The organism is Oxobacter pfennigii (assembly GCF_001317355.1).
GTDB lineage: Bacteria > Bacillota > Clostridia > Clostridiales > Oxobacteraceae > Oxobacter > Oxobacter pfennigii.
This window is the reverse complement of the sequence record NZ_LKET01000021.1, coordinates 46,739-65,644: the sequence shown is the minus strand read 5'-3', so window position 1 is coordinate 65,644 and position 18,906 is coordinate 46,739. Positions and strand designations below refer to the sequence as shown.

Annotated in this window: 21 protein-coding genes; 9 read left to right on the top strand and 12 right to left on the bottom strand. The window is 39.5% G+C overall.

The features are described 5' to 3' along the window. The first annotated feature begins 104 nt into the window (after positions 1–104). Positions 105–770: a flavin reductase gene (locus OXPF_RS03420; RefSeq protein WP_242854308.1), complete on the top strand. Its 666-nt coding sequence runs from the start codon at positions 105–107 to the stop codon at positions 768–770. A gap of 29 nt (positions 771–799) precedes the next feature. Here the strand turns inward: OXPF_RS03420 and OXPF_RS03415 are convergent, their stop codons facing one another. From OXPF_RS03415 to speD, 4 genes are all read right to left on the bottom strand, one after another. Continuing rightward, complete coding sequence (locus OXPF_RS03415) at positions 800–1,399, bottom strand: LysO family transporter (protein ID WP_054873803.1); 600 nt, start codon at positions 1,397–1,399, stop codon at positions 800–802. Beyond that, the gene (locus OXPF_RS03410) at positions 1,396–1,677 is read right to left on the bottom strand and encodes a LysO family transporter (protein ID WP_054873802.1); all 282 of its coding nucleotides are present in this window, start codon (positions 1,675–1,677) and stop codon (positions 1,396–1,398) included. The genes OXPF_RS03415 and OXPF_RS03410 overlap by 4 nt, the downstream gene beginning before the upstream one ends. Before the next feature lie 85 nt (positions 1,678–1,762). After that, positions 1,763–2,161, bottom strand: a complete 399-nt coding sequence (locus tag OXPF_RS03405; RefSeq protein WP_054873801.1) for a hypothetical protein — start codon at positions 2,159–2,161, stop codon at positions 1,763–1,765. Between the two features lie 88 nt (positions 2,162–2,249). After that, positions 2,250–3,077: an adenosylmethionine decarboxylase gene (gene speD, locus OXPF_RS03400; RefSeq protein WP_054873800.1), complete on the bottom strand. Its 828-nt coding sequence runs from the start codon at positions 3,075–3,077 to the stop codon at positions 2,250–2,252. Between the two features lie 198 nt (positions 3,078–3,275). On the opposite strand from speD, the gene aroA reads away from it, so the two are divergent. Next, positions 3,276–4,547 carry a 3-phosphoshikimate 1-carboxyvinyltransferase gene (gene aroA, locus OXPF_RS03395; protein ID WP_054873799.1) on the top strand — a complete coding sequence of 424 codons (1,272 nt, stop codon included), beginning with the start codon at positions 3,276–3,278 and terminating at the stop codon, positions 4,545–4,547. A 68-nt stretch (positions 4,548–4,615) separates the two neighbouring features. On the opposite strand, the gene OXPF_RS03390 is transcribed toward aroA, so the two are convergent. The 4 genes from OXPF_RS03390 to epsC form a co-directional block, all read right to left on the bottom strand. Further along, a complete protein-coding gene (locus tag OXPF_RS03390) occupies positions 4,616–4,825 on the bottom strand; it encodes a hypothetical protein (protein ID WP_054873798.1) in 210 nt (69 codons plus the stop codon). Positions 4,826–4,951: 126 nt separating this feature from the next. Continuing rightward, the gene (locus OXPF_RS03385; RefSeq protein WP_152967684.1) at positions 4,952–5,422 is read right to left on the bottom strand and encodes a hypothetical protein; all 471 of its coding nucleotides are present in this window, start codon (positions 5,420–5,422) and stop codon (positions 4,952–4,954) included. A gap of 53 nt (positions 5,423–5,475) precedes the next feature. Further along, positions 5,476–5,802, bottom strand: coding sequence for an MGMT family protein (locus OXPF_RS03380; RefSeq protein ID WP_054873797.1), 327 nt, complete (start codon positions 5,800–5,802; stop codon positions 5,476–5,478). A 5-nt stretch (positions 5,803–5,807) separates the two neighbouring features. Further along, a complete protein-coding gene (gene epsC, locus OXPF_RS03375; RefSeq protein WP_054873796.1) occupies positions 5,808–6,737 on the bottom strand; it encodes a serine O-acetyltransferase EpsC in 930 nt (309 codons plus the stop codon). A gap of 226 nt (positions 6,738–6,963) precedes the next feature. On the opposite strand from epsC, the gene OXPF_RS03370 reads away from it, so the two are divergent. The 4 genes from OXPF_RS03370 (at position 6,964) to OXPF_RS03355 (ending at position 11,530) form a co-directional block, all read left to right on the top strand. Beyond that, the gene (locus OXPF_RS03370; RefSeq protein ID WP_054873795.1) at positions 6,964–8,361 is read left to right on the top strand and encodes an MFS transporter; all 1,398 of its coding nucleotides are present in this window, start codon (positions 6,964–6,966) and stop codon (positions 8,359–8,361) included. Between the two features lie 40 nt (positions 8,362–8,401). Then, a complete protein-coding gene (locus OXPF_RS03365) occupies positions 8,402–9,772 on the top strand; it encodes a uroporphyrinogen decarboxylase/cobalamine-independent methonine synthase family protein (protein ID WP_054873794.1) in 1,371 nt (456 codons plus the stop codon). 133 nt (positions 9,773–9,905) lie between these two features. Continuing rightward, entirely contained in the window at positions 9,906–10,343 is a 438-nt protein-coding gene (locus tag OXPF_RS03360) for a hypothetical protein (RefSeq protein ID WP_054873793.1), read from the top strand. An 89-nt stretch (positions 10,344–10,432) separates the two neighbouring features. After that, positions 10,433–11,530: a 6-phosphofructokinase gene (locus OXPF_RS03355; RefSeq protein ID WP_054873792.1), complete on the top strand. Its 1,098-nt coding sequence runs from the start codon at positions 10,433–10,435 to the stop codon at positions 11,528–11,530. 121 nt (positions 11,531–11,651) lie between these two features. Here OXPF_RS03355 and OXPF_RS03350 read toward each other — a convergent pair whose 3' ends face one another. Together OXPF_RS03350 and OXPF_RS03345 are read right to left on the bottom strand one after the other, a co-directional pair. Continuing rightward, positions 11,652–12,308: a C40 family peptidase gene (locus OXPF_RS03350; RefSeq protein WP_054873791.1), complete on the bottom strand. Its 657-nt coding sequence runs from the start codon at positions 12,306–12,308 to the stop codon at positions 11,652–11,654. 261 nt (positions 12,309–12,569) lie between these two features. Beyond that, complete coding sequence (locus OXPF_RS03345; RefSeq protein WP_054873790.1) at positions 12,570–12,740, bottom strand: zinc-ribbon domain-containing protein; 171 nt, start codon at positions 12,738–12,740, stop codon at positions 12,570–12,572. A 332-nt stretch (positions 12,741–13,072) separates the two neighbouring features. Here OXPF_RS03345 and OXPF_RS03340 point away from each other — a divergent pair, with 332 nt between their 5' ends. The 3 genes from OXPF_RS03340 (at position 13,073) to OXPF_RS03330 (ending at position 16,272) form a co-directional block, all read left to right on the top strand. Next, positions 13,073–14,320: a replication-associated recombination protein A gene (locus OXPF_RS03340; protein ID WP_054873789.1), complete on the top strand. Its 1,248-nt coding sequence runs from the start codon at positions 13,073–13,075 to the stop codon at positions 14,318–14,320. A gap of 121 nt (positions 14,321–14,441) precedes the next feature. Continuing rightward, positions 14,442–15,653, top strand: coding sequence for an NADP-dependent isocitrate dehydrogenase (locus OXPF_RS03335; protein WP_054873788.1), 1,212 nt, complete (start codon positions 14,442–14,444; stop codon positions 15,651–15,653). A gap of 1 nt (position 15,654) precedes the next feature. Then, positions 15,655–16,272 (top strand): DNA-3-methyladenine glycosylase, encoded by a 618-nt coding sequence (locus tag OXPF_RS03330; RefSeq protein WP_054873787.1) that lies wholly within the window; start codon positions 15,655–15,657, stop codon positions 16,270–16,272. A 64-nt stretch (positions 16,273–16,336) separates the two neighbouring features. Here the strand turns inward: OXPF_RS03330 and OXPF_RS03325 are convergent, their stop codons facing one another. Together OXPF_RS03325 and deoD are read right to left on the bottom strand one after the other, a co-directional pair. Next, positions 16,337–18,085 (bottom strand): DUF4153 domain-containing protein, encoded by a 1,749-nt coding sequence (locus OXPF_RS03325; RefSeq protein ID WP_054873786.1) that lies wholly within the window; start codon positions 18,083–18,085, stop codon positions 16,337–16,339. Positions 18,086–18,197: 112 nt separating this feature from the next. Next, the gene (gene deoD / locus OXPF_RS03320; RefSeq protein WP_054873785.1) at positions 18,198–18,905 is read right to left on the bottom strand and encodes a purine-nucleoside phosphorylase; all 708 of its coding nucleotides are present in this window, start codon (positions 18,903–18,905) and stop codon (positions 18,198–18,200) included. Between the last annotated feature and the right edge of the window lies 1 nt (position 18,906).

The following is an 18,906-nucleotide window of genomic DNA, read 5'->3' as shown; positions in this document are numbered from 1 at the left end:
TAATATGTATAATATATATATCAAACATAGAAACGGAGGATCGGATAATCCTTGCAAACAATATCCGGAAAAGTACCATGATCAATAAAAAAGCGTTTTTCAATATGAGCTATGGTCTATATATAGTAGGTTCAAAATACGGAGAAAAGCTGAACGGGCAGATTGCAAACACAGCCTTTCAAATATCAAGCGAGCCTCAAACCATTGCCATAAGTATTAACAAGCAAAATCTTACCCATGAGCATATTTTGAAAACCAATATTTTCAGCTTATCTGTGTTAACGCAAACCACACCTTTGGATTTTATAGGCCGCTTTGGCTTTAAATCCGGGAGGGATACAGATAAGCTTTCAGGCGTATCCGTAAAGATTGGCGAAACAGGAATACCCATAATTTTAGAAAACTCCAGTGCCTATTTTGAAGCTGAAGTAGAAAAAACACTGGATGTTTATACCCATACTATTTTTATAGGAAAAATAGTAAATGCAGACGTTTTAAGCACTGGTGGGCCCATGACCTATGCTTATTACCATAAATTAAAAGGGGGTGCAGAACCAAAAATGGAATCTAAAACTGAAAATACTGAAGTAAAATCAGAAGATCCCGCTGCTGACGTTAAATACGTATGCGATATTTGCGGCTATGTTTATGACCCAAAATCAGGCGATCCCGATAACGGCGTGCTTCCGGGGACAGACTTTGACAGTCTTCCCGATACCTGGGTATGCCCAATATGCGGTGCTCCAAAATCTGAATTCAGCAAAGTATAAATGAGAGGACACCCTCTCATTTTTTATATTTAAAACTTTAGTCCATATAAAACAGGCACAATTATAGGTACCATTGCTGAAAGCACTGCCCCGTTTATAAAGGCTATCATTGCCGTTTCTTCGCCGGTGGATTTTGATATTATGGGCAGGGTAGAATCCATGGAAGTGGCTCCTGCCGGCCCTATGGAGGTTATATAATTCAATTTCCCGGCTATTATGGGTATGGCTATAACCGCAATGAGCTCTCTTAATACATTGGTTAAAAATGCTATGGCTCCCGCCTCAACTCCAGCTATATTTGACAGCAATACTCCGGACAAGCTGTACCAGCCAAAACCAGCTGAAATTGCCATACTTAAGCTTAGAGGCATCTTAAATATCAATCCTGTAATAATCCCGCCAGTTAAGCTCCCCAGAACAATTGATGCCGGCACCAGAAGTATTTTAAGTCCCATATTTTTAAGCTTTATAAATATCGCCTTATTGCAGCCTAAATCTATACCCACGGATAATATAAGCAAATTTAGTGCGAAGGAGGAAACCTGGCTTAAATTTGATATAAGTCCTTCTGGAATCAAAGTCCCTGCAAAAATGCCTGATATAAGTGCAATTAAAATTACATATGTCATTCCTTTTCCGCTCCCCTTATGAATTTTTTGCTTAGAAAAAATAAAGCCGAAGTACTCAAAAGACAGGCTAAAAAAGCAAATACAAAAGCCTTAAGGCCAATGGCGCTTAAGCTTTTCAGAAGTTCTTTGTCGGCACCTATGGATGCACCCATGGAAAAGATGAGAAGCACAACCCCTGCCTGCTGAAATTTAGAATTGTTTTTAATAATTTTTTCCGGTAAAAGCTTTGATAAACCAATTATGATTCCCATAATCAAACTCACTGATATAATCCACAAAATTATGTCCCCCTTTTAAAAGCATACGCTGAAATCTATTATACAATATAAAAGGGGCGGTTAATACCGCCCTCTAATCTAAAATCTACTTACTTATCCAGGCACTGCCGTCCCACATTCGGAAATACACCTTATCCATGAGATAACACAGCATGAGCTTTTCCATAGAATCAATAAATAAATACTCTTTTTCTTTTATTCCTTCCACCCAAGAAGACAAATCAAGAAAATTTTGCACCGTGGTTTTATCGGGTTCAAAAACCAGCCTTTCAATTTCTCTTTGAGAAAATACCCTTATAGGGTCGACAAAGGAATTTTGGTTTTCCTCGGTTACGATATGTACCGTAATCTCATCATCTGATTCTTTCAGTTTTGCATATACAAGGTTGTTAGGGTTTATTCTTACTTTCATGTGCTCATTGGCTTTTTTACACATCAGTGCATACTTTTCGGATACGTCGGTAATCCTTTTTTCAACACTCATTTTTTATAACCCCCTGTTTTTATAAGATGCTGATATCACTATAATTTTACTATTATGGGATTTATTTATCAACAGCAAACAATTTTTATCACCCTTTAAAGGTAGCTATATTCTTACCATAGTATATTTCCAGCATTTCCTTTTTTATGGCCTGCTTTATCTTCTTTCTTTCATTGGATTTTAGTTCCTTTTTAGCCGTTCCGAATAAATAATGATCTAAATCAAATTCTTTTAAAAGCATTTTTGTCTGAAATATGTTTTCCTGATATACATTTACATCTATCATCTGATATATATCCCTTGTATTGCCTGTCATGAAGTTTTGAATGGAGTTTATTTTATGGTCAATAAAATACTTCCTTCCCCCGATATCCCTGGTAAAGCCTCTCACCCTGTAGTCTATTATGGCTATGTCCGGCTCAAAGCTTGTAATTAAGTAATTTAAAGCCTTAAGAGGAGAAATGTGCCCGCAGGTGGACACGTCTATATCCGCCCTGAAGGTAGATACACCCCTGTCAGGATGGCTTTCAGGATATGTATGCACGGTTATATGGCTTTTATCAAGATGCCCTACTATTGCTTCCGAGGACGGCCCCGGGGATTCTCCTGTCATTTCCTTTACCGGTTCTTCTCCAATAACCTGGTTTTCTGCCACCAGCATTGTTACACTTGCGCCTTGAGGGTCATAATCCTGGTTGGCAACATTCAATACATTAGCACCGATTATTTTAGCTACGTCGTGCAATATTTTAACAAGCCTGTCGGCATTGTACTCTTCATCTATGTATTCTATATATTCCTGCCGGTGCTCTTGATTCACCGCATAACATATATCATATAAATTAAAACTCAGGGTCTTTGTAAGGTTATTGAATCCATAAAGCTTTAGTTTCTTATTAATTGGTTCTATTTTCATTTATTGTCCTCCAATGCAACAGTTTTATCGGGCTCTAAAATATTGTATGAAATGTATATAATAATATACTATTGTAACATATATATATAAACTGCAATAGGTTCTTCAATTTTACTGACAATTCTATATTCTTGCTATAATATTGACTTTTATGTGCCGTTTGGTATAATCTAACCAACGGAAAAGGGAGGTTTTACTATGAATTGCGTAAAGATAACACCGCTGAATCTTTTTGGAAATATAAATGTACCCCCGTCAAAAAGCCTCTGTCACAGGGCTATTATTGCCGCAGGCCTCGCTAATGGAACAAGTACTATAAGTAATGTGGTTTTTTCCAACGATATAAATGCGACATGTAACGCTATGAGGGACCTTGGAGTAGAAGTTCAAAAGAACAAAGACAGTATTACAATAAAGGGTAATAATCTCCTCAACTGTATAAAAAACGAAATTGACTGCGGTGAATCCGCCTCTACTTTAAGATTTTTAATTCCGGTAGCCTTATCTACAGCTGAAAAGATTACTTTTACAGGAAAAGAAGGCTTGAGAAAGCGCCCCTTAGATCCATATCTTAAAATATTTCAGGATCAGAAAATACCCTATACATATAATGATGGACTTCCTTTGTCTGTAAACGGTATTCTCACGGCTGGAGACTATGAAATTGAAGGAAATATAAGCTCCCAGTTCTTAACGGGACTCATGTTTGCCCTGCCTCTTTTGGAGGGAGATTCGAGAATTATAGTTACCACCAATTTGGAGTCTAAAGGCTATGTGGATTTAACCATAGATATTTTAAAGAAATTCTCTGTTAAAATAGGAAACAACAACAATCAGGAATTTTATATAAAAGGCGGTCAAAAATATGTGGCAGCAGATTACACCACTGAAAGCGATTACTCCCAGGCTGCTTTTTGGCTGGTAGCCGGAATTTTAGGGGATGAGATAGGCTGCAGAGGACTTAATATAACATCACTTCAGGGTGACAGAAAGATTTTAGACATTATAAGCGATATGGGCGGAAGCCTTCATATTAAACGCAGCCGGATAGTCACAAATGCCTCAAGAACCAGGGGTATTACAATAGACGCATCCCAGATTCCCGATCTGGTGCCCATTATATCCGTTCTTGCTTCCGTAAGCGAAGGAACAACGGATATAATAAATGCCGGCAGATTGCGCATAAAGGAATCCGACAGGCTTAAATCAACGGCTACAGAGCTCAAAAAATTGGGAGCCGATGTAACCGAAAAAGATGACGGCCTCATTATAAAAGGCAAGGAGAAATTAAAAGGCGGCGTGGTAGAGAGCTGGAACGACCACCGCATTGCCATGGCAATGTCCGTTGCATCCATAAGATGCACCGAACCTGTCATCATCAGAGGAAGCAACGCCATCAACAAATCCTATCCTTCCTTCTATAAGGATTTTGCAATGTTAGGCGGCAGCATCGAAGAATTTACTGAATAATATATTATAAAGTTAACAAGCGGGAATTTTTCCCGCTTTGTTTATTTTTACGCTGGCTTATTCAAGATCTAACTGGATTGCTGCATTTTTGTAAAGTATCTTACCAAAGCATATATTGCAAATATAATGCCTCCTATATTAAGCATCCAGCCAATAGTTGGATACTTAGGCATTACCATTTTAACCGATATTAATATTATACATAAACCAGTTATGATATTATAGATTACCGTCTCTCTTAGTATTTTTTTTCTTCTTTCATCCATTTCATCACCCATATTCCTTCATTAATTAATAACCTCATATCTATAATATCAAATTTCTTATGATATTATTAGGTGTTTAACAAAAATAAGCAGATGGGGCTGAAAAAGCCTGACTTTTTCAGCCCCATCTGCTTATTTTTAATAGCATTCGAAACTATCAATGTCTTTTAAGTCTATTCCAAAATATACCCATCGTCTTCCGTTCCATCTAAAGCCGGCTGCAGATCTGTTATCAACGTAAACAAGCCATGCCCAGTATGACCTCCTGTTATCCTGCCAGATGTATACATGCCTGAAAAGGCAAGGCCTTAATGTTCCCGGAGAAACTGCAAGGAGACCGGGGCTATCTTTTGATTTTGCGGGCTCCTTTGACGGCGGAGGTCCCTGGGGCGGCCCAAAAGAACCAGGCCCTCCTGTACCACCAGGAAAATTTGGGAAATTGACGCCTCCGGGAAACAATCCTCCAAAGGGAAACGGTGGCAATATCCTGTAGCCATACTGGCAATATGCACATGCAGATGCTGCATAATCATCTTTATCTTCAGTTTCAAAACCGGCAAAACGATAATACAATGTATTAAACTCTCCTTCAAAAGAATTATAATACATTGTATGCCTGCATTAGGGTTTCGGTTAATTATAGTTTTATATGATAAGGCACCTTAAAGAAATTCCTCATCATCCATTATCCACTGATGCTTCTTCATGTCAATGCATCCGTCTTCCTTAAAAGTAACTCCCTCTATCTCAAGGAGGGCTTGCTGATACCTCTTATCACCAAATATATGCTCCGGCGCCATCTCACCCAGCCTGTTTACCACACGGTGGCAAGGCAAATTCAAATGTGATGGAGCGCTTTGCATAGCCCACCCGACAGTCCTGGCTCCCTTAGGATGCCCAAGTATTGACGCTATTTGCCCATAAGTTGCGACCTTTCCCTTGGGAATTTTTGCTACAATTTTATAAACTCTATGAAAAAAATTATCCATACAAACTATATATTATTTTGCTCTTGTTTTATCAAAAGGGAGGGCTGGTTGTTATACACCGTTGAATAAGGAGGCACAGAATGAGTAAGCCAAACGTTTCCGCCGATGGTAGAATCATGACCTATAACCGTATCCCCGCCTAATATGGTGGCACCGGCATATATAACCACATTGTCCTCAATATCCGGATGCCTTTTTATACCCTTTATGGGGTTTCCGTCTTCATCTAAAGGGAAGCTCTTTGCACCCAGCGTTACGCCCTGATATATCTTTACATAATTTCCTATTGTACAGGTCTCACCTACAACTACCCCCGTACCATGGTCTATGAAAAAATACTCCCCTATTCTTGCTCCCGGATGAATATCTATACCTGTTAATTGATGAGCATATTCACTCATAATCCTGGGGACTAAAGGAACGCTCAAATCATAAAGGACATGGGCTATCCTGTATATGCTGATGGCTTCTATTGAAGGATAGCTTAAAAGTATCTCCTCAGTAGAGTGAGCCGCTGGGTCTCCGTCATATGCTGCATGAATGTCTGTATTTAAAATATTTCTTATCTCAGGAAGCTTGCTCATGAGTTTTACCGTAATCTCGTCAGCCTGGCTTCTGCAGATAGAGCAGTTGTCTTCTTTAGAATCCTTAACATTGCAATTATTCATAAGGGCTTTTTCTATCAAGCCGCTTAATTCCACAGCCGCAGTGCGGATATTGTTTCCTATATATATATCAGCCCTGGTCTCATCAATGGGATGCTTTTCATAAACTCCGGGGAAAAGCGCACATCTTAAGTGATATATAACCTTTGTAACGCTTTGTTTCCCGGCAAATCCTATGGTCTTATCCTTAAAAAAATAATCCTTGTTGGTTTGTTCAATAACCTTTGAAATATTGGGAACCTCACTATTAAGCCAGCTATTAAGATCCATCGTATCAACTCCTCAACAAAATCTCATCAGTAATACCTATTATACATATATAATATACTCATTTTTGTATAAAAGCCACCGGGTAAATATATTATTCCCGTAAAATTCGTTTATCTTGTCAGTAAATCATGTACTCTCGTTAATTTTCCCTTATGCTCACCCTGTCTCCAATGAATATCAGGAATTATGTATACATATATATTAGTATCAAATTGGAGGTGAATTTATGAAAAAACCCTTAAGTAATGCCTTAAAGACCTTTTATGGTGTGGGAGATTTGGGTTTTTCCCTGATGGTCAGTGTAGGTATGTATTTACAAACTTACTTTTTAACTGATATTGCAGGTTTTAATCTTGCAATGGTGGCCCTTATTGTCACCATACCCAGCACTTTCGATGCCATTTTCTCTCCTGTTTACGGCGCAATCATAGATGCTGTAAAACCAATGAAATGGGGTAAACTGCGATCCTGGCTCATTGTTACCCCGCCTATTGTAGTTGTACTTATGGCCTTGCAATATTCCAAAATAGGTCCGGATAATGTTGCTGCCATAATTATGATTGTATCTGCAATTGTCGCCAGGCCCCTCTTTAATACCCCCTGGGTGGCTAACGTTGCGCTCATCCCTTTGCTGGCAAGCACCCCCCAGGAAAAGGTACTTTTATCATCCAGGAGAGGATTTTGGACAAATCTATCAAGAGTATTCTTCTCTTACATCGGTACCCCTCTGGCTATATTCTTCGGATCTGTTACGGGAAGTCCTGTCTTGGGTTACACCATTCTTCAGACACTTATGGCAATGTGTATGTGGGGAGGATACTTCATTCATTTCAGAATGACAGAAGGATATGAAGAGCTCCCTTCCAAGGATGTACCTGCAGAAACAACCAAAACCGCTGTAAAGAAAAAGGAAAAAGCATCAATAGGCGACATACTGAGGAATTTATTCCAGAACCCGCCGTTGATATTCTTGATGATCGCTGACTACGGAAGATATATGGCTACCTTTGTCGTATCCGCATCCGTCGCATATTATTTCACCTATGTGGCAGAAAACATGGCTCTCATGCCCTTCTTCATGCTGGTAACATCCATATCTGCAGTTTTAGGCTCCCTGGCAACTCCAACATTGAATAAAAAATTCAATACCCGCACAACTACCATCATATCCGCATTTGCAGCCGGCGCTTTTCTTGTAGTTGCAAAGCTTTTAGGCTTACAGACATATATGTTTATATTAGCTTTCTTCTTCGGACAATTCTTCATAGGTGTCTTAACCTCGACCTTGGTTGCCCTATACAGCGACACAATTGTCTATGGTGAGTGGAAGACAGGGCAGAATACAGCAGGTTTTATTATGGGGCTTATGAACCTGCCTTTGAAAATCGGAAGCTTGACCCGCGGAATTGTTATGTCAGTTGCGTTAGCATCTATAGGATTTGTGGCTAAAATGACTCCCACTCCGGCATTAAAGGCAGGACTTATAAATGTTCTGGCACTGTTGCCTGCAATAGGCTTATTATTTACAGGTGCCGTACTTCTTTTAGGCTTCCATCTGACAGAAGCAAAAGTGAAGGAAATGACAGAAGAAATAAATGCCAGAAAGCAAGGAGCAGTAGATTAACAAACCAAAATAATTTTTAAGGTAAAAAGGAGGTTCATTTATGAACGCCAAAGAATTAAAAGAGTTTCGTACCAAAATTTATACCGATACCTATTCGGGCGTAATTCCCGAAAGATTCCCCGTTCAGGACGGTTTAGGCTTAGAGTGCCTCATTCAATACTCCGGCAAGGATTTAATGACCACTCAGTATTCCTATAACCCGGAAGACTTAAAAGAAATACTGGAAAAGGGCATGGAGCTTTTACGCGGTGATACCTTTTCAGCTGCCTTTGCCAGAAATCCCATAGCCATGATGTTTCAGCAGTCAAAGGTAAACGTGATGAGTAAAAGCGGTATGATTCAGCACCCCGAGACCTCAGGCTTTGAAGCCGATGAATACGATGAATTTATTAAGCACCCCTTTGAATTCATGGTAGAAAAGATCCTTCCAAGACTAAATCCCGGCTTTGACACCGACCCGATAACAAGAAGTGTAACCTTCGCCAAATACATGCTGGCTGTAATGAATCAACAAAAGGTATTTGCTGAAGTTAATGACATGCTGGTAGAAAAATACGGCTTCTTTACCACTCCACCCGGTACCGTAATGACACAGCCCGTACCTTTTGATTTTCTGGCGGATTTTTGCCGTGGCTTTACCAAAGTACCGCTGGATATTAAACGCTACCCCGAAAAGGTCTTAGAAGCATTGGAAGCAATGATGCCTTATCTTATATGGAGAGCTAAAAACCCTGCCACATCAATACTTGGAAGCAACCTCATCATGACTCATATGGCTACCTTTTTAAATAAAAAGGACTTTGAAAAATTTTACTGGCCTACCTTCTTAAAGATCTGCCATATATGTGCAGAACGTGGCCAGGCAATGACCATATTCGCCGAGCATGACTGGACCCGTTACATCGATTATCTTGAAGAGCTTCCTCAGGGAACAAGGCTTCAGATGGAATACGGTGACCCTCAGAAATTCAAGGACAGGTTGGGCAAGAAAATGGTCTTGAGCGGTTTCTATCCCATCACACTTATGAAAAACGGAACCAAACAGCAGTGCATCGATAAGGCAAAAGAGCTTATAGACATATTGGCTCCCGGCGGAAACTTCATGTGGAAGTTTGACAAGAGCACCCTCACAATAAATGATATAAATCCAGAAAACTATGTTGCCACAATGGAATATATACTTGATAACTCCGAGTATGGCAATGCAGGAGAGCTTGTTACCACTGCTAAAAAAGAAGATTCCATCGTTAAATACTCTCACCTCTATCCGGAATTTAAAACCAAATATCTGGGCTCCTTTGATGAATTCAAAAAGTCTTATCCTCCTGTTGACCCAAGGGTTGAACCTCTAATGCGAGATGCTTACGATAAATATACCAATATAGTCACACCGTTTAACTCAACATACTAAAATATTTTGTAGCATTCTGTCAATTTTTTTACTATAATATATAAATAATGGTACTATTTTCTTATTTTATAAACATAATGTTTGCAAAGCTGTGACTTTGCCCTGCATAAAAGAAAAGAAAATGAGGGTCTTTATGAACAAACAGCAAATTATTGATGAATTAAAAAACCGAGGACAATCAGATCCTTTTAAAAACGTAAAAATATTGTTGGGCGAAGATTTGCTTTTGACATCTTACTATCTTGAAGCGGCTATAATAAAGGGCCATTATGTACAACCTGAAAACTACTATGTTTTTTTATTTGACAAGGGAAGTATTCATGAATTTCGTTCAGCAGAAGAGGCAGCGGAAAGTGCCATGCAGAATGCAGGTTTCGATTTCAGTATTATTGAAGCCGGGGATTATGTGGACTTTGGGCATTTGGGCAGCTTCTATATATGTGGCGAAAATATAAGCAGGGATAAATTTCTGATATCTGTAAAGGAACCCCAGAGCTATGAAAATCCTGAAGAAACTTTCTATATTGAAAAGGAATTCGCACAGGGAATAATCAATAAAAAGGGCGCTTAAATGATATATTTAGATGCCCTTTTTATTATAAAAAGAGCATACTATACTGTATTGACATAAAAATTGTAAAAAGATAGGGGAATATAACGATGGTTAAAATTAAGAAAATCGCTTTGCTGACAGGGGGCGGAGACTGTCAGGGCTTGAATGCCGTTATCCGTGCCGCTACAAGGACAGCCATATTGCAGTATGGTTATGAGGTAATTGGCTACACCTTCGGATACAGAGGCTTATATGAAAATGATTACATATCCCTTGCCTTGGAGACGGTATCGGGCATACTCCACAGGGGAGGCACCATACTTTTCTCCTCCAACAAAGACAACCTCTTTAACTTTCCCATAATAGAAAATGGCAAAACCGTTAAGAAGGATGTTTCGGACATCGCAGTTGAGAACCTTAAAAAAGAAAATGTGGATGCCTTGATAGTAATAGGCGGTGATGGTACTTTAGCAAGCGCACTGGAGTTTGCCAGAAAAGGAGTATATGTGGTAGGTGTACCTAAAACTATTGATAAAGATCTAATGGGCACTGAACAGACCTTTGGCTTTAACTCGGCATTAGGTGTGGCCACAGAAGCTCTGGACAGACTGCATACCACAGCCGAATCTCATCACAGGATAATGATACTTGAAGTCATGGGCAGAGGGGCCGGATGGATTGCATTGGAATCGGGCATTGCAGGCTCAGCAGATGTTATATTAATCCCTGAAATCCCCTATGATATCAACAAGATTGTGGATAAAGTAGAAATGCGACAGCGCTTGGGGAAAAAATTCAGCATCATAGTTGTAGCGGAAGGTGCAAAACCAAAGGGCGGTGACGTGGTGGTACAAAAAATCGTGGAAGACAGCCCCGACCCCATTAGATTAGGCGGCATAGGCCACAAGCTGGCACTTGATTTGGAGAAGCTTATAAGTGAGCATGAAATAAGGACCACGGTTTTAGGCCACGTTCAAAGAGGCGGAAACACCTCTCCTTACGATAGGATTTTATCTACAAGGTATGGGGTGGAAGCCGTCAACCTGATTAACCAAGGAAAATTCGGTACCATGGTGTCCCTTCAAGGCGATGAAATAACCCATGTATCCTTAGAAGAAGTCATGGGTAGGCACAAGCTGGTGGATCCAAACAGCAAGCTGGTTGCCGTAGCCCGCAGCATAGGCATTTCTTTTGGAGATATGTAAGCGTATATAATAGGCTTCTCATTTCGAACACGAGCTTTGCAGTTTGAGTTCTGCAAGTTCAGAACTCCCACAATGCGCATATTACGTTGTTCGAAACGAGAAGCCCTTTTTATATACATATTTAATATACTCTTTTTGCTCCTACGTAGACATTTTTCCAGTAGGATGTGAAGCTTGAAATAACGACGCCTTTGCTTGATGTCGCATTGATAAACTGGCTGTTTCCTATATATATACCTACATGGCTTATCTGTCCGTTTTTATTAAGGCTGAAGAACACTAAATCTCCCGGCCTTAAATTATTATAGGCAATGCTTGTCCCTTGCTTGTACTGGTCAGAGCTTACTCTTGGCAGTGTAATTCCGTATTTTGCAAATACATATTTAGTATACCCTGAACAGTCAAAACCTGATGGTGTTGTCCCACCCCAGACATAAGGCACACCTATAAGTGTCTTTGAATAAGATATAATTCCATCGGTTTTTATTTTACGCTGATATGCATAATTTAGAGCGCTTGTCGTTGCAGGTCCTACTATACCATCAACCACCAGACCCGCATTTCTTTGAAACTCCATAACTGCAGCCTTTGTGTTATTGCCGAATATTCCATCCGCAACCCCTGAATTATAACCAATTGTATTAAGCTTGGTCTGAAGTGAGGAAACTGCGCTTCCCCTTGACCCTACCTTAAGCAATGTGGCTGCATTGGCAGTTGGAGTAATAAATAAAGCACCGATGATTACGACTACAATCAGTAACCTTAAATTCCTTTTCATTTTCATCACCTTCTCTTTAATTTTTCTCACTGCCTTTGATTAAGTATAACTGCCTTGGCTGAAAAAATATAGTTAAAATTGCTGGAAGGTTTACCATAATGTCCAAATTGGATGTATGATTGAGGGGGAAGAGGAGAGGAAAGAGACACTCCTAAAGAAATGTCCCTTTCGTATGTGTCCCCTTTTCTCTAATAACTCCTCAAATAGGCAATAAAAAATCCTATGGAAGCAAGCTCCCATAGGATTAATTACGTAATTTAATTACCTTCTGTATCCTCTGTTATTGTTGTATTGCTGTTTCTTTGCCCTTCTGCAATCAGGACATCTCTGAGGCTCATTTTCGAAACCCTTCTCTTTGTAGAAAGCCTGTTCGCCTTCAGTGAAAACAAATTCTTTTCCACAATCTTTGCAAGTTAAAGTCTTATCTGCCATTTCAACATTCCTCCTTTTTAAAGATTTTAGATTTAAAACTGTTCTACATAACTTTCCTTGAAAAGAGGAAATGTTGTAACGGTCTTAAAATCTCCATATAGCAATATGAAAACTACATGTATATATAGTATACTACGTCCGATAATTCTATGCAATATCTATTTCCAAAATTTATAAATTATTAATGATTCCAGTATTTAACCTATTATATCCTTTTAAAGACTAAAAAAACTATTAATATGTTTTAATGAATCCTTTAAGGATTCATTGGACATAAATACTGCTAAGCAGTATTTATGATATAATTAAATGAATAAGAAGAGGTGAGAAAATTGGCTCCATTAGCTGAAAGAATAAGGCCTAAAAGCCTATCGGAATTTTTCGGGCAATCCCATATAATCGGTAAAGGAAAGGTGCTTACCAAGATTATCGAGTCAGGCAACATCCCTAACATGGTATTTTTCGGCCCTCCTGGAACAGGCAAAACCACCCTTGCCAATATTATCGCCGAAAGGTCCGGCAAACGATTCTATAAGTTGAATGCCACCAATGCTTCAATTAAGGATATAAAAGATGTCATAGAAGATACCAAAACTCTGATGGGGTCAAAGGGTATACTTTTATATTTAGACGAGATTCAGAACTTTGATAAAAGAAGGCAGCAGTCCCTTCTGGAATTTATAGAAAACGGCACCATAACATTGATAGCCAGCACGGCAGACAACCCCTATTTTTGCATATACAAGGCCATATTAAGCAGGTCACTGGTTTTTGAATTCAAGCCCTTAAAAAAGGAAGAAGTAATATCAGGCATACAAAGAGCTGTAAAACTGCTTAAAGAACAGACAGCCGGCCTGGTATGCGATGATGATGCCATTCTCCATATATCGGATTTAAGCGGCGGCGATTTAAGAAGGGCTATAAATACATTGGAAGCTGCCTACTCAACCTGTCAGGATAATCATATAACAAAGGAGTGGGCGGCGGAATGCCTGAAGGTCGGTGTTTTAAACTATGACAGAAACGGAGATTCCCATTATGATGCATTAAGCTATTTCCAAAAATGTATCCGGGGCTCCGACCCGGACGCTTCCATCCTTGCCCTTGCAATACTAGTAAAGGGTGGAGACCTTCTATCCATATGCAGAAGGCTATTGGTTATTGCCAGCGAAGATATCGGCCTTGCCGCACCCCAGGGAATTACAATTGTAAAATCCTGTGTGGATGCAGCATTGCAGTTAGGTTTTCCCGAAGCCGGCATACCATTAGCCCATGCAGTTTTATATCTTGCAACAGCACCTAAATCAAACTCCGCCGTTTCTGCCATTTACAGCGCACTGGGCGACCTTGATACAAAAGATATAGGTGAGCTTCCTGCTCATTTAAGGGACGGACATTATGCAGGCGCCAAACATTTAGGAAGAATGCAGGATTATAAATACCCTCATGATTACCCCAACAATTATGTTGAACAGCAATATCTGCCGGATAACTTCAAGGGTAATACATATTACAAAGCAGGCAAAAACAAAATGGAACAGGCTGCTTATGAATACTGGCAGAAAATAAAAGGCCGCTAGCCTTATTTTTCGTTGATAACGGAATAGACTAATGGTAATATTATAAGAAATATTTATAACTCTCTATGTATTAACATGGGCCTAAATACTCATACTACTATAATTGAAAAGAGGAATGCATATGGCTGAAAAAATAAAAATGAATACCCCTTTAGTTGAGATGGACGGAGACGAAATGACCCGTATCATATGGAAAATGATAAAGGATACTCTCCTTGAACCATATATAGATTTAAAAACCGAATATTACGATCTGGGTATTGAGAAAAGGGATGAAACCGATGACCTTATAACTGTCGACGCAGCTCTTGCCATAAAAAAATACGGCGTTGGCGTAAAATGTGCTACCATAACCCCCAATGCCGAAAGAGTAAAAGAATACAACTTAAAAAAAATGTGGAAAAGTCCCAACGGCACCATAAGGGCTGTACTTGACGGCACTGTTTTTCGTACTCCCATTATTATTGACAGCATAAAACCCTTTGTAAAGAACTGGACTAAGCCCATAACCGTTGCCAGGCATGCCTACGGTGATGTATACAAGGACGTGGAATACCGGGTAGATAAACCCGGTAAGGTAGAATTGGTATTTACATCCGACGACGGCGAGGAAACAAGGCTTACTGTACATGAATTCAACGGCCCCGGGGTTGTCCTTGGAATGCACAACCTTGATGCATCCATAATAAGCTTTGCGAGATCCTGTTTTAATTACTCCTTGGACCTTAAACAGGATCTGTGGTTTGCTTCAAAAGATACAATTTCCAAGGTTTACGACCACAGATTCAAGGATATATTCGATGAAATATATAATACCGAATACAGTGAAAAATTCAAGGCAGCAGGCATTAATTATTTCTACACTTTAATAGATGATGCTATAGCCCGCGTTATTAAATCAGAAGGCGGGTTTGTGTGGGCTTGCAAAAACTACGATGGTGACGTTATGTCCGACATGGTGGCGACAGCTTTCGGAAGCCTTGCCATGATGACCTCCGTCCTGGTATCCCCCGAAGGATATTATGAATTTGAAGCAGCTCACGGCACAGTGCAACGCCATTACTACCAGCACCAAAAAGGCCAGGCGACATCCACCAATTCTATGGCTACCTTATATGCCTGGACAGGAGCTCTGAGAAAAAGAGGGGAACTGGACGGGATAGGAGGGCTTATAGATTTTACAAACAAACTTGAGATGGCGGCAGTTAAGACATTGAAAGAAGGCGTTTTGACAAAGGACCTTGCCGAATTGTCAAATATACCTCACAAGAAAGTCGTTTATACTGAGGAATTCTTAAAAGAAATTAAAAAACGGCTGGAACAGGTCTTATAATATGAAAATATTTCCCAGGGAATTTTATATGCAGGATACCCTAACAGTAGCAAGGATGCTGCTGGGCAAATACCTTGTCCGTAATACGGGAAATAACCTGATTATAGGGAGAATTGTAGAGACCGAAGGCTATATGGGACCTGATGATAAGGCTGCTCATTCCTACAATTTAAGACGGACAGAGCGAAATGAAATCATGTATGGCCTCCCTGGATTTGCATATGTGTATTTTATATACGGCATGTATTACTGCATGAATGTGGTAACACAAGATATAGGAACGCCCCAGGCTGTCCTCATAAGAGCATTGGAACCGGTAGGAGGACTTCAGCAAATGTCACATAACCGCTACGGCAAGGATTATGACACTCTTTCAAAAATGCAGAAGAAAAACTTGGCCAACGGACCGGGAAAGCTTTGCATTGCATTAAATATAAACCGTTCAGACAATGGTGAGGATTTGCTTTCAGATAAGCTATACATAGCCTATGATGATATAGAACCCCAATTTACAATTGAATCCTCTCCCCGCATAAACATAGGTTATGCAGAAGAAGCCATAGATTATCCCTGGCGGTTTTACATGAAGGATAATACCTATGTATCTAAATCAAAATAATTATGGGCTGCTCAATCCCGAACACGACCTTCGCTATGTTCGAGATTGAGCAGCCCTTTTCATTTTACTTAACCTTTACCAAAACATAAAATTCTGTGCTGTTCACCACAGTATATCCGGTGTTTATATCCGTCTTGCCGGATAGGCTTATAAAGATGATTTTCACTTTTACATTTTCGTTTTCTTCAACTAAAGTCATTTCTTCAGGCGGTACTTGATTATCCTTTGAGATAAAATATTTGCCGGCAAAGCCTTGTGCAAAGGTATTCAGCTCCTTTTGATATACTATCTTATCATCCTTGCTTATTTTTAAAACTGATGTAGCGTAATCATAGGACAACTTAAAGGGATAATCGGTGTTCAAGCCGGAATTATACAGATACCTTGAATCAAACATTTGGTCATAGCCGCTTATATCCACACCGGCTTCGGTTTGGCTCCTGGAAAGATAGAAATACCCTTCAGGTGATATAGGTTTCTCACCTTCATATTCAAAGCCGAATACCTTATTCATATCCGCCGTTTTAAAACCTTCAGGCAGATATTTAACGTCGATTAAGCTGTGATTTTCATCGAAATAATCCAATATCCTGCTTAACTCATTTTTATCTTCATAAGAAATGTTTGACGGCGCAGCTGTTATCTGACCGTAATTCAGCATATTGTTTCTTATCAGTATTTTCTCAAACCTTTTGTTCTGGCTTGCCTTTGACAAGGAATAGCTGCTTAAGGGACCAAATACTGAAATAACCGCAATTATGGATAAGCTCAAAAGAACTATTATGTTCCGCTTAGTTTTAATAAAGGAAAAATACAGCATTACGCCTGCTGCCCATAAGCCCAACATAATTACAAAATACCTGTTTTCCGTCAAACCGTAGGCATTAACCCTTATTCCCATGGATACAAACATCATAATCAATATGGGAAGGATGATTTTAGGAGCAAAAACAATGAACCTTTCCGCCCATTTACTTACGTTTTTGATTGGGGTTATAAAAAATATAACTATAACAACAATTGCCGAATACCACAGTACCAGATGGGAAACCAAACCCACAGGCCATTGCCGTGTTACTATTATTTTTACGAAATATATATACAATATTGTTGTATATACCGTCAGCAAAGGCATTACGATATATAGAATAAGAATCCTGAAGAGTTTTGGGTAGCTTTCATTTGGAATTTCAACTTCCCTCTCGGGTATGCCTGCCAGAAAATATGAAGGTGAAAAAATAAAGACCACGAAGAGCCAGGTATAATAATAAAGTTCTCCTTGTATATGGATTCCAAGAAGCTTATCTACCGTAAATAAAATTGCCGCAAGTCCAAGATAAAGAACTATGGAATAAATAACGGTGGTGAAAAAGCCTGTAAAAATCCTTATAATATACATTTCAAACTGCTCTTTTTTAAGCATATAAGGAATGTAAAGAAAACCCAAATACAGTGCCAGGCTTACGGCGATATATCTTGTTATTGATACCATCTCAACATCTTTTAAAAGGAAGAAATAGTAAAGTACAAGTAATAATGCTCCTCCTGCGTAATATGCAATAAGGTTAAAAATACTTTTGCTGCTTCTTTCCAAATATACTTTAATACTGAGAGACAAAGGGATACCTAAAGCAAAAATCATTGTTATTCTCGTTAAAAGCTCCCGCAGCTCACTTTGATATGGCGGCCGGGTCTCATTCATATAAATGAGCATCACCATAGTCGCAGCAGAAAAAATGATGGGGACTGGAAAACGCTTTAAGCTTCTGTATAGTCCTACTATTATACTTTTTATGGCTTCAACTGGTTTCATATATAACTCCTTTTCACTAATACAAAAATAGTGCACCTAATTATAATATTATCATACCGGTGCACTCTTATTATTTGACGAAAATTTATTTTAGATGTTCCCTTTTTAAAATTTATGCCAGTTCCAAGGCTATATCCATCATCTGTGTGAATGAATTCTGCCTTTCCTCTGAAGTGGTGGCTTCGTGTGATACCAGGGAATCCGAAACTGTTAATATGCAAAGTGCGTTTACGCCGGCACGAGCAGCATTCATATATAGGGCTGCCGCTTCCATTTCCACTGCTAAAACGCCCATCCTAGCCCATTTCTTCCAGTCCTCCGGGTCATCATCATAAAAGGTATCCGACGATAATATATTCCCTACCTTTACATCGATGCCTTTTTGTCCGGCAATATCCACAGCTTTCCTTAACAATTCCCAGGAGGCTACCGGTGCAAAGGTTCCCGGAAGGTTGTACTGATTTGCATAATTGGAATTGGTGCACGCTGCCATACCGACGACGATATCCCTCACCTTTACATCCTTTTGCAAGGAACCGCAGGATCCTATTCGTATAAGGTTTTTAACACCGTAAAAATGTATAAGTTCATAGGAATATATGCCGATTGAGGGCATGCCCATTCCCGTCCCTTTTACCGATATTTTTTTTCCTTTGTATGTACCCGTATAGCCGTACATATTCCTTACGCTGTTGAACTGTACGGGATTATCAAGATAGTTCTCAGCTATGAATTTTGCCCGCAGCGGGTCACCGGGTAATAGCACCGTTTCTGCTATTATCCCCTTCTCTGCCACGTTGATATGAGGGGTTGGAATCATA

Excerpts from the sequence above, each read along its gene's own strand:
- OXPF_RS03420 (WP_242854308.1), top strand. The coding sequence starts at position 105 with ATGAGCTATGGTCTATATATAGTAGGTTCAAAATACGGAGAAAAGCTG.
- OXPF_RS03415 (WP_054873803.1), bottom strand. The coding sequence starts at position 1,399 with ATGACATATGTAATTTTAATTGCACTTATATCAGGCATTTTTGCAGGG.
- OXPF_RS03405 (WP_054873801.1), bottom strand. The coding sequence starts at position 2,161 with ATGAGTGTTGAAAAAAGGATTACCGACGTATCCGAAAAGTATGCACTG.
- speD (WP_054873800.1), bottom strand. The coding sequence starts at position 3,077 with ATGAAAATAGAACCAATTAATAAGAAACTAAAGCTTTATGGATTCAAT.
- aroA (WP_054873799.1), top strand. The coding sequence starts at position 3,276 with ATGAATTGCGTAAAGATAACACCGCTGAATCTTTTTGGAAATATAAAT.
- OXPF_RS03390 (WP_054873798.1), bottom strand. The coding sequence starts at position 4,825 with ATGGGTGATGAAATGGATGAAAGAAGAAAAAAAATACTAAGAGAGACG.
- OXPF_RS03385 (WP_152967684.1), bottom strand. The coding sequence starts at position 5,422 with ATGTATTATAATTCTTTTGAAGGAGAGTTTAATACATTGTATTATCGT.
- OXPF_RS03380 (WP_054873797.1), bottom strand. The coding sequence starts at position 5,802 with ATGGATAATTTTTTTCATAGAGTTTATAAAATTGTAGCAAAAATTCCC.
- epsC (WP_054873796.1), bottom strand. The coding sequence starts at position 6,737 with ATGGATCTTAATAGCTGGCTTAATAGTGAGGTTCCCAATATTTCAAAG.
- OXPF_RS03370 (WP_054873795.1), top strand. The coding sequence starts at position 6,964 with ATGAAAAAACCCTTAAGTAATGCCTTAAAGACCTTTTATGGTGTGGGA.
- OXPF_RS03365 (WP_054873794.1), top strand. The coding sequence starts at position 8,402 with ATGAACGCCAAAGAATTAAAAGAGTTTCGTACCAAAATTTATACCGAT.
- OXPF_RS03360 (WP_054873793.1), top strand. The coding sequence starts at position 9,906 with ATGAACAAACAGCAAATTATTGATGAATTAAAAAACCGAGGACAATCA.
- OXPF_RS03355 (WP_054873792.1), top strand. The coding sequence starts at position 10,433 with ATGGTTAAAATTAAGAAAATCGCTTTGCTGACAGGGGGCGGAGACTGT.
- OXPF_RS03350 (WP_054873791.1), bottom strand. The coding sequence starts at position 12,308 with ATGAAAAGGAATTTAAGGTTACTGATTGTAGTCGTAATCATCGGTGCT.
- OXPF_RS03345 (WP_054873790.1), bottom strand. The coding sequence starts at position 12,740 with ATGGCAGATAAGACTTTAACTTGCAAAGATTGTGGAAAAGAATTTGTT.
- OXPF_RS03335 (WP_054873788.1), top strand. The coding sequence starts at position 14,442 with ATGGCTGAAAAAATAAAAATGAATACCCCTTTAGTTGAGATGGACGGA.
- OXPF_RS03330 (WP_054873787.1), top strand. The coding sequence starts at position 15,655 with ATGAAAATATTTCCCAGGGAATTTTATATGCAGGATACCCTAACAGTA.
- OXPF_RS03325 (WP_054873786.1), bottom strand. The coding sequence starts at position 18,085 with ATGAAACCAGTTGAAGCCATAAAAAGTATAATAGTAGGACTATACAGA.
- deoD (WP_054873785.1), bottom strand. The coding sequence starts at position 18,905 with ATGATTCCAACCCCTCATATCAACGTGGCAGAGAAGGGGATAATAGCA.